The 13292-nt window shown below is 67.0% G+C and carries 18 protein-coding genes and 1 tRNA gene; 2 read left to right on the forward strand and 17 right to left on the reverse strand.

Translation table 11 applies throughout. The annotated features are described in order from the left end of the window. Positions 1-43: 43 nt before the first annotated feature. Both RXV79_RS23555 and RXV79_RS23560 read right to left on the reverse strand, forming a co-directional pair. Positions 44-757, reverse strand: a complete 714-nt coding sequence (locus RXV79_RS23555) for an aspartate/glutamate racemase family protein (RefSeq protein ID WP_316700528.1) — start codon at positions 755-757, stop codon at positions 44-46. Continuing rightward, positions 754-5079, reverse strand: a complete 4326-nt coding sequence (locus RXV79_RS23560; protein WP_316700530.1) for a DEAD/DEAH box helicase — start codon at positions 5077-5079, stop codon at positions 754-756. Before RXV79_RS23560 ends, RXV79_RS23555 begins: the two co-directional genes overlap by 4 nt. Positions 5080-5183: 104 nt before the next feature. Between RXV79_RS23560 and RXV79_RS23565 the strand changes: the two genes are divergently transcribed. Next, positions 5184-5567 (forward strand): DUF427 domain-containing protein, encoded by a 384-nt coding sequence (locus tag RXV79_RS23565; protein WP_316700531.1) that lies wholly within the window; start codon positions 5184-5186, stop codon positions 5565-5567. A 53-nt stretch (positions 5568-5620) separates the two neighbouring features. Here RXV79_RS23565 and RXV79_RS23570 read toward each other — a convergent pair whose 3' ends face one another. Then, entirely contained in the window at positions 5621-5986 is a 366-nt protein-coding gene (locus RXV79_RS23570) for a hypothetical protein (protein ID WP_316700532.1), read from the reverse strand. Positions 5987-6099: 113 nt separating this feature from the next. On the opposite strand from RXV79_RS23570, the gene RXV79_RS23575 reads away from it, so the two are divergent. Beyond that, positions 6100-6468, forward strand: a complete 369-nt coding sequence (locus RXV79_RS23575; RefSeq protein ID WP_316700533.1) for a thioredoxin family protein — start codon at positions 6100-6102, stop codon at positions 6466-6468. Here the strand turns inward: RXV79_RS23575 and RXV79_RS23580 are convergent. The 14 genes from RXV79_RS23580 to infA all read right to left on the reverse strand — a co-directional run bounded on the left by RXV79_RS23580 (position 6457) and on the right by infA (position 13287). Continuing rightward, positions 6457-6864, reverse strand: a complete 408-nt coding sequence (locus RXV79_RS23580; protein WP_316700534.1) for a DUF2784 domain-containing protein — start codon at positions 6862-6864, stop codon at positions 6457-6459. The genes RXV79_RS23575 and RXV79_RS23580 overlap by 12 nt on opposite strands. After that, entirely contained in the window at positions 6857-7390 is a 534-nt protein-coding gene (locus RXV79_RS23585; protein WP_316700536.1) for a class IV adenylate cyclase, read from the reverse strand. Before RXV79_RS23585 ends, RXV79_RS23580 begins: the two co-directional genes overlap by 8 nt. Position 7391: 1 nt before the next feature. Next, on the reverse strand, positions 7392-7841 hold the full coding sequence (locus tag RXV79_RS23590; RefSeq protein WP_316700537.1) for a GNAT family N-acetyltransferase: 450 nt from the start codon (positions 7839-7841) through the stop codon (positions 7392-7394). Between the two features lie 29 nt (positions 7842-7870). Next, positions 7871-8224 (reverse strand): hypothetical protein, encoded by a 354-nt coding sequence (locus tag RXV79_RS23595; RefSeq protein ID WP_316700538.1) that lies wholly within the window; start codon positions 8222-8224, stop codon positions 7871-7873. 39 nt (positions 8225-8263) lie between these two features. Beyond that, on the reverse strand, positions 8264-8926 hold the full coding sequence (locus tag RXV79_RS23600; RefSeq protein ID WP_316700540.1) for a VOC family protein: 663 nt from the start codon (positions 8924-8926) through the stop codon (positions 8264-8266). A 20-nt stretch (positions 8927-8946) separates the two neighbouring features. Then, complete coding sequence (locus RXV79_RS23605; protein ID WP_316700541.1) at positions 8947-9264, reverse strand: hypothetical protein; 318 nt, start codon at positions 9262-9264, stop codon at positions 8947-8949. A gap of 146 nt (positions 9265-9410) precedes the next feature. Continuing rightward, positions 9411-9487: transfer RNA gene (locus RXV79_RS23610), tRNA-Met, on the reverse strand. A 136-nt stretch (positions 9488-9623) separates the two neighbouring features. Next, complete coding sequence (gene rplQ, locus RXV79_RS23615) at positions 9624-10022, reverse strand: 50S ribosomal protein L17 (protein WP_296726471.1); 399 nt, start codon at positions 10020-10022, stop codon at positions 9624-9626. Between the two features lie 83 nt (positions 10023-10105). Continuing rightward, positions 10106-11092 carry a DNA-directed RNA polymerase subunit alpha gene (locus tag RXV79_RS23620; protein ID WP_316700542.1) on the reverse strand — a complete coding sequence of 329 codons (987 nt, stop codon included), beginning with the start codon at positions 11090-11092 and terminating at the stop codon, positions 10106-10108. A gap of 150 nt (positions 11093-11242) precedes the next feature. Continuing rightward, positions 11243-11866, reverse strand: coding sequence for a 30S ribosomal protein S4 (gene rpsD, locus RXV79_RS23625; protein ID WP_316700544.1), 624 nt, complete (start codon positions 11864-11866; stop codon positions 11243-11245). Between the two features lie 173 nt (positions 11867-12039). Beyond that, positions 12040-12444 (reverse strand): 30S ribosomal protein S11, encoded by a 405-nt coding sequence (gene rpsK, locus RXV79_RS23630; protein ID WP_201810385.1) that lies wholly within the window; start codon positions 12442-12444, stop codon positions 12040-12042. A 53-nt stretch (positions 12445-12497) separates the two neighbouring features. Further along, positions 12498-12863, reverse strand: a complete 366-nt coding sequence (gene rpsM / locus RXV79_RS23635) for a 30S ribosomal protein S13 (RefSeq protein ID WP_316700549.1) — start codon at positions 12861-12863, stop codon at positions 12498-12500. 38 nt (positions 12864-12901) lie between these two features. Further along, positions 12902-13015 (reverse strand): 50S ribosomal protein L36, encoded by a 114-nt coding sequence (gene rpmJ, locus RXV79_RS23640; protein ID WP_201810376.1) that lies wholly within the window; start codon positions 13013-13015, stop codon positions 12902-12904. A 53-nt stretch (positions 13016-13068) separates the two neighbouring features. Continuing rightward, positions 13069-13287, reverse strand: coding sequence for a translation initiation factor IF-1 (gene infA / locus RXV79_RS23645; RefSeq protein WP_025495304.1), 219 nt, complete (start codon positions 13285-13287; stop codon positions 13069-13071). Between the last annotated feature and the right edge of the window lie 5 nt (positions 13288-13292).

Below are 13292 nucleotides of genomic sequence, written 5' to 3' on the forward strand. Positions count from 1 at the left end.
GCCGCCATCGGTCGCGCGAGGCACAGCCGGCGCTCGTGCCGGTTCAGGTCAACCGCTGACCCGTGACGGCCTGCGCGAGGGCGCCGCGGGCCAGCAGCCGCGTGCTGTCGAGCGTCGGCAGCACACAGTTGTGATCGCCCAGCACCAGCGGCAGTTCGGTGCAACCGAGCACCACCGCATCACACCCCTGCGCCGCCAAGCGCTCGACGATGCGTTGCAGCGCTGCGACCGACACCGGCTTCACGATGCCGGGCACCAGCTCGTCCATGATGATGCGGCCGAGCGCATCGCGGTCGTCATCGGGCGGGCGCACGGCCTCGATGCCGTGGGCTTGCAGCGCCTGCGGGTAGACCTCGCTCTTCACCAGCCAGTGTGTGCCCAGCACACCGACGCGGCGAAAGCCACGCCCGGCCGCGACGCGCGCCACTTCATCGGCGATGTGCAGCCAGGGCCGTGGCGCATTTGGCGCCACGAGCGTGAAGGCCTGGTGGATGGTGTTGTCGGGGCAGATCAGCAGCTCTGCGCCGATGCTGGCCAGCTTGTGCGCCGAAGCGAGCATCAGGTCGGCCACGCCTTGCATGTCGCCGCGGTCGAGGCAGTCGACATAGGCCGCGAGCGAGGGCGTGTGCATCGACACCTCGGGGTGTGCATGCGCCCGGCCCATCAAGGCCGGCGCTTCGGCGCACAAGGTGCGGTAGCAGAGCGAGGCCCCCTCGGCCGAGCAGCCGACGATGCCGATGTGCAAGGGGGTCGTCACAGCGTGAGCTCCAGGAAGCGCAGGCCCGGTTCCAGCGACAGCGCACGTGTCGCAGCCTGCAGTTGTTCGGGGGTCAGGTGCGTCAAGGTGTCGACCTGCCCCGCCACGCTGGTGGCGATGGGCACGCCACCACGGTAGAGCACCTTCGAGCCTGCCACACGCGGCAGGCGCGGGCCGGCGAGCACCGTGCCGAGCAGATTGGCCGGGTCGGAGGCCGAAAGACAGACCAGATGTTCGTCGGGCGGCTGGCGGCGCACCTGCCGCATCGCGGCAATCGCTTCGGGCAAGGCGAACTGCTCGCCGGTGCTGCCGTCGATGAAACGGCCACCACGGATCTCGCCACGCGCTTCGAGCCGCCGGTACACCCGCACCAGCTCGCGCCACGGCGGCAGCCACGCCGCCTCGCGCTCGACGATGCGCCAGGCCACCACGCCATAGCGGCGCAGCAGCGTTCGCGCGACGTGCTCCATCGCTTCGGCTGGCAACGCGGCCTGCGTGGACACCGGCTGGCGCACCAGCGTCCAGCGGCCGGCGTCTTCGATGCTGAAGAGCGGCACGCGCCGCCGCTGGCGCGAGGCTGCGGTCGCACGTTTGCCCGCCGGCACGAGCAGCGCCCGCAAACCGGCGTAGCTGTCGCAGTTCACGCGGCCACGCACCACGAGTTCGCTCAGGGCCTCTTCCAGCTCGGCCTGCAGCAGGCGCGTGCCGTGCGCGATCTCGTCGAAGAAGGAGGCGCCGTGCTCGGCGAGGTAGGCGATGGCACGCTGCGCCCGCGACGAGAGCTGCGCATCGTCTCCCCCCGGGGGTGCCAGGCTCGCCCACAGCGCCGCGCTGCGCCGCGGCAGCAGGAGCACCGGGGTGCTGCGCAACGACGCACCGCCCGCGCGGCTGTCGGCCGCCAGCGGCCGCAGGCGCAGCCACAGCGTGCGGCCGGCGGTGCACAGGTCGTCGAGCCAGGCACTGGCGTAGTCCTTCACGCGTGCAGGCAAGAGTTCCGCCTCCCACAGCGCGGCGGGCGCTTCGAAGCCTTCCAGCTGCGACAGCACCCCGGCGAGCGCCTCGGGCCCGCTCACGCGGCTCTCGGCGCCCACACGCTGCCACTCGAAGAGGAACCGCGCGAAGTCACGCGGCGACACCGGCTCGATCTCGCGCCGCAGGCGCTTGAGCGTGTAGCGGTGAATGCGTGCGAGCAGGTGCCGCTCGCACCATTCGACGTACGGCGTGCCGGGCGTGAAGTGGCCCTGCATCACCGAGCCTTCGGACTGCAAGGCCGACAGCGCAGACTCGACGTCGCTGACCGGCACCGCCAGTTGCTGCGCGAGCGCCTCGGCCCGCACCGGCCCGAGCGCGCTCAGGCGCGAACGCAGCAGCTCCTGCAAGGCCTCTTCGCGCGACGTGGGCGCTGTGTCGTAGCCCGCAGGGGCCTCGATGGGGGGCACCAGCGCCGCCGTCGGGTGCACGGCAAGCACCTGCACCAGACGCTCGGCCGCCACCCACAGCACGCCGCCCTCGGCCTGCAGCGCGGTGGCCCGCTTCGCGTGCGCGAGTGCGGCCAGCCACGCGGCCCACCCCTCGTGCTGCGCGGCCTCGTGCTGCGTGATGAGCCCGAGCCCGTTCAGCACCTCGTGCATCTCGTCGGCATGGCGCGGCTGCGGCCAAGCCTCTTCGCGCACGCTGGCGATCGCCTCGGCATCGAGCTGCCCGAGGTCGCCGGCCTCGGCGGGCGAGTCGCCGTAGCGGCGCGCCTGCACGGCCTGGGTGCGGCGCTCTTCGATGGGCGCATCGTCGAGATACGCATACGGCCGCGCGCTGAGCGCTTCGGCCGCGAGCGGCGATGGCGCCGGCAGGTCGCGCGCCACCACCCTTACCTCGCCCGACTCCATGCGGCGCAAGAGCGCGAGAAAGCCCTTGGCGTCCATCGCGTCGTTCAGGCAGTCGTCGAGCGTCTGTGCGACCAGCGGGTGCTCGGGGATCTCGCGGTCGCCGACGATGTTTTCGCCGCACGCCACCTGGTCGGGGAAGATCGACGCCAGCAGGTCCTCGGAGCGCATGCGCTGCAGCTGCGGCGCCACCTTGCGCCCGCCGGTGAAGCGCGGCAGCGCGAGCGCGTTGGTCGCGTTCCAGCGCCAGCGGGCACCGAAGAGCGGCGCGTCGAGCAGGGCCTGCAGCAGCACGTCGAGCGCGGTGTTGCTGTGCAGGTAGCGCGCCACCTCGTCGAGCGGGAAGCTGTGGCTGGTGGAGAGCGACAGCACGATGGCGTCTTCCGTCGCTGCCGCCTGCAGCTCGAAGTTGAACTGGCGGCAGAAGCGCTTGCGCAGGGCCAGGCCCCACGCGCGGTTGAGCCGGCTGCCGAAGGGTGAATGCACGATGAGCTGCATGCCGCCCGATTCGTCGAAGAAGCGTTCGAGCACGATGCAGTGCTGCGAAGGCAGCTCGCCCAGCACGGCGATGGCCCGCGCGAGGTGGTCGACGAGTTGGCGCGCGGCATCGTCTTCGAGCCGCAGCGTGATGACGAGCCACTGCCGTGCCGCATCGGCCCCCTGCCCGGCGATCATGCGCGCCAGCTCCTCGCGCAGCCGAGACACGCCCGCCGACAGCTCGTCGCTGCGCCCCGGCGCTTCACCGAGCCAGAAGGGGATGTTGGGCGGGGCGCCGTGCGCGTCTTCCACCCGCACGCGGCCCGGCTCGATGCGCAGGATGCGGTAGCTGGTGTTGCCGAGCTGGAAGATGTCGCCGGCCAGGCTCTCGACCGCGAAGTCTTCGTTGACCGTGCCGACCTGCGCCGCCTGCGGCTCCAGCAGCACGGTGTAGTCGCCCGTCTCGGGGATGGTGCCGCCCGAGGTGAGCGCGGTCATGCGCGCACCGCGCCGCTCGCGCAGGCGGTGGTGCACCGCGTCGCGGTGCACATAGGCGCCGCGCTGGCCGTGGCGGGTGGTGTAGCCGTCGGCCAGCATGCGCACCACCTCGTCGAAGCGCTCGCGCGACAGGCCGGCATACGGCCAGGCGCGGCGCACGAGTTCGAAGAGCGCGGTCTCGTCCCACTCCTGGCAGGCGATCTCGGCCACGATCTGCTGGGCCAGCACGTCGAGCGGCGCGGGTGGGATGTGCAACGCATCGAGTTCGCCACGGCGCACGCAGTCGAGCAGCGCGGCGCATTCCACCAGCTCGTCACGCGACTGCGGGAAAAGCCGCGCCTTCGGCACACCGCCCACCGCATGGCCGGACCGACCGGCGCGTTGCAGGAAGCTGGCGATCGAACGCGGCGAGCCAAGCTGGCAGACGAGTTCGACATCGCCGATGTCGAGCCCCAGCTCCAGCGAGGCGGTGGCGACGAGCAACTTGAGTTCGCCGCGCTTCAGGCGCTGCTCGGCGTCGAGCCGCGCTTCTTTCGCAAGGCTGCCGTGGTGCGCGGCCACCGACTCCTTGCCCAGCAGCTCGCCGAGGTGGCGTGCCGCGCGCTCGGCCATGCGGCGGGTGTTGACGAAAACAAGTGTGGTGCGGTGCTCCTGCGCCATCGCAGCCACCTGGCGGTAGACCTGCTCCCACTGGTCGTTCGACATCACCGCGCCGAGCGGCGTGGGCGGCACGGCGAGCGCCAGGTCGCGTTGTTTGGCGTAGCCGATGTCGACGATGTGGCAGTCGGCCACACCCCCGTGCACCGCCGCTGTGCCGACGAGAAAGCGCGCCACCTCCTCGATGGGCTTCTGCGTGGCCGACAGCCCGATGCGGCTCAGGCGCACGCCGCACAGGTGCTGCAATCGTTCCAGCGAGAGCGCGAGGTGGCTGCCGCGCTTGCCGTCGGCAATGGCATGGATCTCGTCGACGATCACCGCACGCACGGTGGAGAGCATCTTGCGGCCCGACACCGAGCCGAGCAGCACGTAGAGCGACTCGGGCGTGGTGACGAGGATGTGCGGCGGGCGCTTCAGGCTCAGCTGCCGCTCCTTCTGCGGCGTGTCGCCGGTGCGCACCGCGGTGCGGATCTCGACCTCGGGCAGGCCAAGCGCCGCGAGTTCGTCGCGGATGCCGGCGAGTGGCGCTTCGAGGTTGAGGCGGATGTCGTTCGACAGCGCCTTGAGCGGCGAGACATAGACCACCACAGTCTCGTCAGGCAGGCCTTCTGGCCGCAGGCCCTGGCGCACCAGCCCGTCGAGCGCCGCGAGGAAGGCCGTCAGCGTCTTGCCCGAGCCGGTGGGCGCCGCCACGAGCGTGTGGCGGCCGGCGCGGATGGCCGGCCAGGCAGCGGCTTGCGCCTCGGTGGGTGCCGGGAAGCGCTTCTCAAACCACTGGGCGACGGCAGGGTGAAAGTCTCGCAGGGGCATGGCCGGGCCAGCATATCGCCCTCGCCTGCCGCGCTGCTGTCATCGACCTCAGGCGGCATGGGGTTTGCCGACACCGGGGATCGCTTGCCTCACAGGAGTTCACGATGCGCAAATCACCGGGGCACCAGAAGGACCCCGACCATCTTGTGCGGGAGCAGCCGCTCGGCCTGTGGATGAAGGTGGAGGTCGATGGTGACGTGATCGCCGATTCCATCGACGTGGTGCAGCTGGTGGAAGACCGCAACCCCGTGCGCTACTACTTCCCGCGTGAGGACGTGGCGATGCACCGGCTGGTGCGGTCCGACACGACCAGCGATTGCCCGTACAAGGGCCGGGCCACGTATTACTCGCTCCAACTCGCCTCAGGCCTGCTGCGCGATGCGGCGTGGAGCTACGAAGCTCCGTACGAGGAGCACCAGGGCCTGCGCGGGCGCGTAGCGTTCTGGGAAGAGAACATCCCCGGCCTGCTCATCGAGCCGAAGCTCTGAGCGGGCTGGTGCGCACAGGCGGACGGGCGCGCGGCCCGTCGCCCGAGCCACGCTTACTTGCTTTGGTTGGCCTTGATGTCCTTCTTCTCGTTCTCGTAGACCATCTTGGCTTCAGCCTTCTCTTCCTTGGCCTGGGCGCGCGCGTGCTTCTTGCAGGCGTGTTCGGCCATGCCGTTGGACGAGACTTCGCAGTCGGCCTTGTTCAGCTCCTTGTTCGCCTCGGCGATCTTCTTGCGCGCCTTGTATTCGCCCTTGGCGGTTTCCTTCGCGTCCTTGCCTTCCTGCGTCAGGACGCTCGGCGCGGTCGCGGGCCCGGCGCTGGGGGAACCGGAGTTCGGCGCGGTGGTGGTGGTCTGCGCCGTGGCGAGGCCACAGCCCAGGGTGGTGGCGACGATGGCGGCGAGTAGTTTCTTGCTCATGGATGTATCTCCTTCAGCGACTGGACACCCAGCCTGCCCACGGTGCGGCAACCTGCATTCCGAAACACGCCTCAGTCGGCACGATGCGGCACGGTCTGAGATGATCTGGGGCAATGTCCGACACGCCCACTTCCTCTGCACCCCTGCTCGTGGTGTGCCTGTGCGCCGATTGGTGCGGAACCTGCCGCGACTACCGCAGCATCTTCGAGGAAGCGGCGCAGGCCTTTTCCTACACCGGGGACACGCGCTTCGCGTGGGTCGACATCGAGGATGAATCCGAACTCGTCGACCCGGTCGAGGTTGAAAACTTTCCCACCTTGCTCGTCAGCGATGCCGATGGCGTGCGCTTCTTCGGCACCGTGTTGCCCCACAAGGACACCCTCTGGCGCCTGCTGCGCAGCGAACGTGAGGGCCGCCGTGGGGCGCCGCACCCCGATGCGGAAGTGCAGGCGCTGGCCCGGCGCCTGTGGTCACGCCCCTGACCGGCGTCTCGGCGGGAAGCGCCACCACGCAGCGGCCACGGCCAGACCAAAGAGCGTGTAGGCGACCGTGAACACCCAGGGCGGTGCCTGCCAAAAGAGTAGCGCCTGCAACCAGTGCTCGATGAAGTTGCCGGCGTAGGTGCTGTCGCGCGCCTGCGAGCGCAGCCACATCTCGAGCGTGGTGAGCGGGCACACGACACCCCACCACGCTTCGGCGACGACCACACCAATGGTCAGCAGATGGGCAAGCCGGAACCACCAGGCATTGACCCACGGCCACGATCGCAGGTTGCCCACGACGACCAGCACCAGGCCGCCCACCACGAAGAGCACGAGGGAGACGTGCAGCACCAGCACGGCGTCGGCGAGCAGCTGGTAGATCTGAGGGTCAGGCATCGTGGGCTTGGGTTCGACCGCGGGTCAGCAGGTCGACGTAGGCGTCTGCTACGAGTTGATGGGGTTGCACACCGAGTGCGGTCATGAGGCGGTGCGCTTCGTCGACACCGGCCGACACGGGTTCGTCCTCGTCCATCACGACTTCGAGTTCGAGGAAATTGCCGAGGCCTTCTACCCGATCGAGGTGCACCCGCGTGCGCCCGACGAGGTACAGCGTGCGCTGCTTGATGACACGGCCGCACTCGCCATGCGCCAGCGTCAGCGCCTGCCGCAGCGCGTCCGGGTCGCTGGTGGGCGCGCGCACGTAGAACGATTCCTTCGGGCCATGCTGGTTGTCTCGCCGATAGAAGATCAACTCGCCCTGCGAGGCGGAGAACGCGCGCAGCTTCAGGCGGCCGGTCTCGCAGCGGAAGAAGGTGTCGTCCTGGAGGATCTCTGTCGGGCCCTCGGCGCCCAGCAGGCCCAAGGCCTCGACGACAGCGTCGAGGCGGGCCATTTGCGCCTTGATCTCGATGTTGCGGGCCATGTCAGTGGGGCGGCTTGGAAATGAAGGCTTGTTTGGCGTGACGGTCAAAACCGGAGGATTCGTAGAAGCGCAGGGTGGCATCGTCCGTCCGGCCCGTCATGAGCATTACCTTGTAGCAGCCCTCCGCCCAGGCGTGGGCCAGGGCGTGCGCGAGCATGGCACGTCCGTGGCCCTGCTGGCGGTGGCCGGCGTGGGTCACCACGTTTTCGATGACGCCGTAGGGGCGACAACCACGGGTGACGTTGGGGATGATCGTCAACGTACAACTCGCCACGAGGGCTCCATCGACACGGCCACCGAAACATTGGAGGCGCGGGTGGGACAGCATCTCCTGCCACACGGATTCCACGATGGGTGGCGAGGGCAAAGGGTCGTCTGCGGAGTGCAGGTGTGCGTAGAGCGCGAGCAACTCGCCCAACTCGCGTGCCTGAAGCCGGCGGATGAGCATCATGAACGCCGAGGTCTGGAGCGCCGCTGAGCTTACTTGCAGCCGGTGCTCGCCAGGAGCCGCGCGGGGTTGTCGCCCTCGACCACACGGACACAAGTCCCGACCGGATACCCTGCATGTGTGCTCTGCACCCGCAGCGAGCGGCCGTCTTCGAGCACGATGAGATGTTCGTAGACCGGCTTGAGGACCGACTCCTGGAACGGCTGGCTCGACATCGCCCGTTCCCGAATTGGCACCTGGGGCCTCGACACCGAGCGCTCCATCGTCGTCGAGACGATCTTGCGTTCCCGCACCTTGCCCAACGCACCTTGCTCAGCGGTGGATTCAGGCGCGTTTGCGCAGGCGGTGAGCAGGGTCAGCGTGGCGAGAAGGAACGTGGCGCGCATGCGAGTGGTTTGAGAAGACGGAGGTCGATCGATCGGATGCTAATGCCACCCGAGAGGGGCTTGCGGACCGAGCCGCCGAATTCCATGCGGGGTGTGGATGTGCGCCACGATCGCGGGCACGGCAGCCTCGCGCACGGAGAGTTCGACGCCGGGCTCCACGACCTGGAGTTCGTCGAGCAGGGTGGACAATGCGGGCGTGTCTGGGTGCAGCAGTTCCAGTGCCACCAGCGAGCAACCCACGTCGTGCAGGCCCCGAGCGGGATGGGTGGCGGCGTGCCACTGGATCAACGCCGGCGCTGCGCCGCCGAACGGCAAATGGCCGTCTTCCGGGATGGTGATGCGCCACTCCAAGGTGCCCCTCGTCTGGGTTTCGGCAGGGCCCATCGGAGCCGAACACCTCTGCAAGCTACCGAGGATGTCGTCGGTGCGGGCCACCCAGCAGGCGAGCCGCGGCGGCGTTTCGGGCGAGATGCGATCCAACTCGAACCATCTTGGGCGCGATGGCGCAGGCGCGGCAGGATTGACCGCGATCACTTCGAGGAACAAGGCGTCGCCCAGGCGCAGCAGCAGGTTGTGCGTGCCCATCCGGGGATGCTCGCCACCTGGTTGTGGCCTTACGCCAAGAGATTCGAACACCAGGTCACTGCCCGCGGCGAGAGTCGGAGCAGTGATGGTGATGTGATCGATGCGACATGCGGGCACGGGACCTCTCGCGCGCTGCGCTACGCCTTGGGCTTGGCCGGGCGGATGAGCGTCTGCTGATACCAGGCCTCGTTCATCTGCGTGAGGAAGGGCGCCGTGATGGGGAAGCCCGACTTGTCACCCGGCACCGCTTCGCTGCCACAGCGCGAGCACATCGCGGTCTGGCCTTCGATGGCCTTGGGGTCGTCGGCGTTGTGCATGTCCAAGCCTGTCCAGCCCACCACTTCCTCGGGCGCAAAGGTCTGCACACAGTTGCAACAGCCGCAGACTTTGCTCCCGAGGACCTGCGACCAATTGTTCGTGGTGTAGCGGTACGCCGCCACAAGAGGATTTTTCATGTCTCGGATCCTGGAGTTCTGCGGTACGCGCCCGTCCCGTGCGCAGGTGCCATAGCGTACCGAAGACTGCCAAGCCGAAGTCGGGCTCGAGATGCAAAAAGGCCCGCACATGGCGGGCCTTCTAGTCTTTTTCTTTTTGCTGAATTTGGTTGCGGGGGCTGGATTTGAACCAACGACCTTTGGGTTATGAGCCCAACGAGCTACCAGACTGCTCCACCCCGCGACTGAGCCAAAGAGTGTAGCACAGGGTGTCGGCGCTGTCACCGCTGAACACATGCCATGCAGAGGAGAAATGCCCCGCCAAGCCCCAAAGAAAAAGGGCCGGTGAAGACCGGCCCTTGCGATGCTATCGGCTTGGCTTATTCAGCCTTGTCTGCACCAGCTTCTTCAGCCGCAGGTTCCGGACGATCGACCAGTTCGACGAACGCCATCGGTGCGTTGTCGCCCACACGGAAACCCATCTTCAGGATGCGCGTGTAGCCACCGGGGCGGGCCTTGTAGCGCGGGCCCAGCTCGTTGAAGAGCTTGGTGACGATGTCGCGATCGCGCGTGCGGTCGAACGCGAGGCGGCGGTTGGCCAGCGTCGGCTCCTTGGCCAGCGTGATCAGCGGCTCGACGACGCGGCGCAGTTCCTTGGCCTTGGGAAGCGTGGTCTTGATCGCCTCGTGCTGCAGCAGCGAGTTGGTCATGTTGCGCAGCATGGCGAGGCGGTGCTCGCTGGTGCGGTTGAGCTTACGAAGTCCGTGACGGTGACGCATGGTGCTTTCCTTTCTTCACTATGAATAGCCGACAGCCGTATCAGGTACTGCCGGGTGCACCGGGCTGTGATCAGCCCTGTTGATTAACGCTTGTCGAGGCCCTGGGGCGGCCAGTTTTCCAGGCGAGCGCCGAGCGTGAGACCACGCGAGGCCAGCACTTCCTTGATTTCGTTGAGCGACTTGCGGCCGAGGTTTGGCGTCTTGAGGAGCTCGGTCTCGGTGCGCTGGATGAGGTCGCCGATGTAGTAGATGTTTTCGGCCTTGAGGCAGTTGGCCGAACGCACGGTGAGTTCGAGCTCGTCGACGGGGCGCAGCAGGATCGGGTCGAACTGCGTGCTGCGCTGGGCCGGCTGGTCGAAGGCGGCGATCTCGCTGCCTTCGAGTTGCGCGAACACCGCGAGCTGCTCGACGAGGATCTTGGCCGAGGCGCGGATCGCTTCTTCCGGCGTGATGGCGCCGTTGGTGGCGATTTCCATCACGAGCTTGTCGAGGTCGGTGCGTTGTTCGACGCGGGCCGATTCGACGGTGTAGCTCACGCGCGAGACGGGCGAGAACGACGCGTCCAGCACGATGCGGCCGATCGACTTGGTCGGCTCGTCGCCATAGCGGCGCAGCGTGCCCGGCACATAGCCACGGCCCTTCTCGACCTTGATCTGCATGTCGAGCTTGCCGCCTTGCGACAGATGGGCGATCACATGCTCGGGATTGATGATCTCGACGTCGTGCGGGGTCTGGATGTCGCCGGCGGTGACCGGGCCTTCGCCTTCCTTGCGCAGGACAAGCGTGACTTCATCGCGGTTGTGCAAGCGGAACACCACGCCCTTGAGGTTCAGCATGATGTGAACCACGTCTTCTTGCACACCGTCGATCGCCGAGTATTCGTGCAGCACGCCGGCGATGGTCACTTCGGTCGGCGCATAACCCACCATCGACGACAGCAGCACGCGGCGCAGCGCGTTGCCCAGCGTGTGACCGTAACCGCGCTCGAACGGCTCGAGCGTGACCTTGGCGCGGTTGCCGCCCAGCGGCTCCACATTGATGGCTTTGGGTTTGAGCAGGTTTGTTTGCATGAGGTCTTTCTTTCAATACCCTCGGCTCGTTACACCGATAAGGCTGAGGGACCAACCGCAGCAGCGGATGCCACCGCGGACGTAGGGAACTCTTAAAACTCGCAATGACCACGAGGGCGCTCGAGGCGCCCTTCGCGGCCACGTCGCACATCAGCGCGAATACAGTTCAACGATCAGCGCTTCCTTGATGTCGGCACCGAACTCATCGCGGTCCGGCGTCTTCTTGAAGACGCCCTCGAGCTTGCTCGCATCGACCTGCACCCAGTTGGGCATGCCTTGCGATTCCGCAAGCTTCAGCGCGTCGGTGATGCGCAGTTGCTTCTTCGACTTCTCGCGCACCGCGACCACGTCGCCGACCTTGACCATGTACGAGGCGATGTTCACCACCTGGCCGTTCACCGTGATCGCCTTGTGCGACACCAGCTGGCGGCCTTCGGCGCGCGTGGAGCCGAAGCCCATGCGGTACACGACGTTGTCGAGGCGCGACTCGAGCAGGGCCAGCAGATTGGCGCCGGTGTTGCCCTTGCGGCGCTCGGCTTCGGCGAAGTAGCGGCGGAACTGGCGCTCCAGGATGCCGTACATGCGCTTGACCTTCTGCTTTTCGCGCAGTTGCAGGCCGAAGTCGGAAGTGCGCGAGCCGGAAGTGCGGCCATGCTGGCCGGGCTTGCTGTCGAACTTGACCTTGTCCCCGATCGGGCGGCGAGCGCTCTTCAGGAACAGATCAGTGCCTTCACGGCGGGCGAGTTTGCCCTTGGGTCCTAGGTAACGTGCCACGTTGCTTCCTTTGTCAATCTGACGCGTGCTTCACGGAGGAGAGGCTCGCGCGAGTCTGGCGGGTTGTTTTATGGGCGCTCAGACGGTGGGCTTAAAGAAACCTTGCGGTTTCAGCAGAACCGCCGGCGAGCACCGTGAGGCGCTGGCCGGCGACGGGAAAACGATGCGAATCCTTAGATGCGACGGCGCTTCTGCGGGCGGCAACCGTTGTGCGGGACCGGCGTCACATCCGAGATGGAGGTGATGCGGATGCCCAGCGAAGCCAGTGCGCGAACCGACGACTCGCGGCCGGGGCCCGGGCCCTTGATGCGCACGTCGAGGTTCTTGATGCCTTGCTCTTGGGCAGCGCGGCCGGCCACTTCCGCGGCCACCTGGGCGGCAAAAGGAGTCGATTTGCGCGAGCCCTTGAAACCCTGGCCACCGCTCGAGGCCCACGACAGGGCGCCGCCTTGGCGGTCGGTGATGGTGATGATCGTGTTGTTGAACGACGCGTGGACGTGCGCGATGCCATCCGCAACGTTCTTGCGGACCTTCTTGCGCACGCGCTGCGCGGCGGTGTTCTGGGGTGCTTTAGCCATATCGACCTTCTCTCTGTGTGCTCGTCAGACTGCTTGTCGTTGCCGAGCAGCGATCACTTCTTGACCAGTGCGCCAGACTTGCGCGGACCCTTGCGGGTGCGGGCGTTCGTCTTGGTGCGCTGACCGCGGACCGGCAGGCCGCGGCGATGACGGAAACCGCGGTAGCAGCCCAGGTCCATCAGGCGCTTGATGTTGATCGACATCTCGCGGCGCAGGTCGCCTTCGATCGTGATCTTGCCGATCTCTTCGCGGATCTTTTCCAGATCGGCGTCGGTCAGGTCCTTGATCTTGCGGTCGAAGGGAACGCCGCTGTTGCTGCAGATCTTCTGCGCGGTCGTGCGGCCAATGCCGTAGATCGCAGTCAGGCCGATCTCGGCGTGCTTGTGCGGCGGAATGTTGATACCAGCAATACGTGCCATGTGCTTCCTCTATTCGCTGTGTGCGGGCAAGCCGGGGCTCAGCCCTGGCGCTGCTTGTGACGCGGATCGGTGCAGATCACGCGCACCACGCCCTTGCGGCGGATGACCTTGCAATTCCGGCACATTGCCTTGACCGATGCTGCAACTTTCATTCTCTTCTCCTAGGCCTTCGTCAGACCGCTTCTCAAATCATCAAACTCGTTCGTCACTTGGCGCGGAACACGATACGTGCCCGCGACAAATCGTAGGGCGTCAGCTCGACCGTCACCTTGTCTCCGGGAAGGATGCGGATGTAGTGCATGCGCATCTTTCCGGAAATGTGGCCCAGCACGATGTGCCCGTTTTCCAGCTTCACACGGAACGTGGCGTTGGGGAGGTTCTCCAGAATCTCACCCTGCATCTGAATGACGTCGTCTTTCGCCATGCCGT

Origin of the sequence: Piscinibacter gummiphilus (assembly GCF_032681285.1) — a bacterium.
Lineage (GTDB): Bacteria > Pseudomonadota > Gammaproteobacteria > Burkholderiales > Burkholderiaceae_C > Rhizobacter > Rhizobacter gummiphilus_A.

Excerpts from the sequence above, each read along its gene's own strand:
- RXV79_RS23560 (WP_316700530.1), bottom strand. The coding sequence starts at position 5,079 with ATGCCCCTGCGAGACTTTCACCCTGCCGTCGCCCAGTGGTTTGAGAAG.
- RXV79_RS23565 (WP_316700531.1), top strand. The coding sequence starts at position 5,184 with ATGCGCAAATCACCGGGGCACCAGAAGGACCCCGACCATCTTGTGCGG.
- RXV79_RS23570 (WP_316700532.1), bottom strand. The coding sequence starts at position 5,986 with ATGAGCAAGAAACTACTCGCCGCCATCGTCGCCACCACCCTGGGCTGT.
- RXV79_RS23575 (WP_316700533.1), top strand. The coding sequence starts at position 6,100 with ATGTCCGACACGCCCACTTCCTCTGCACCCCTGCTCGTGGTGTGCCTG.
- RXV79_RS23580 (WP_316700534.1), bottom strand. The coding sequence starts at position 6,864 with ATGCCTGACCCTCAGATCTACCAGCTGCTCGCCGACGCCGTGCTGGTG.
- RXV79_RS23585 (WP_316700536.1), bottom strand. The coding sequence starts at position 7,390 with ATGGCCCGCAACATCGAGATCAAGGCGCAAATGGCCCGCCTCGACGCT.
- RXV79_RS23590 (WP_316700537.1), bottom strand. The coding sequence starts at position 7,841 with ATGATGCTCATCCGCCGGCTTCAGGCACGCGAGTTGGGCGAGTTGCTC.
- RXV79_RS23595 (WP_316700538.1), bottom strand. The coding sequence starts at position 8,224 with ATGCGCGCCACGTTCCTTCTCGCCACGCTGACCCTGCTCACCGCCTGC.
- RXV79_RS23605 (WP_316700541.1), bottom strand. The coding sequence starts at position 9,264 with ATGAAAAATCCTCTTGTGGCGGCGTACCGCTACACCACGAACAATTGG.
- rplQ (WP_296726471.1), bottom strand. The coding sequence starts at position 10,022 with ATGCGTCACCGTCACGGACTTCGTAAGCTCAACCGCACCAGCGAGCAC.
- RXV79_RS23620 (WP_316700542.1), bottom strand. The coding sequence starts at position 11,092 with ATGCAAACAAACCTGCTCAAACCCAAAGCCATCAATGTGGAGCCGCTG.
- rpsK (WP_201810385.1), bottom strand. The coding sequence starts at position 12,444 with ATGGCTAAAGCACCCCAGAACACCGCCGCGCAGCGCGTGCGCAAGAAG.
- rpsM (WP_316700549.1), bottom strand. The coding sequence starts at position 12,863 with ATGGCACGTATTGCTGGTATCAACATTCCGCCGCACAAGCACGCCGAG.
- rpmJ (WP_201810376.1), bottom strand. The coding sequence starts at position 13,015 with ATGAAAGTTGCAGCATCGGTCAAGGCAATGTGCCGGAATTGCAAGGTC.
- infA (WP_025495304.1), bottom strand. The coding sequence starts at position 13,287 with ATGGCGAAAGACGACGTCATTCAGATGCAGGGTGAGATTCTGGAGAAC.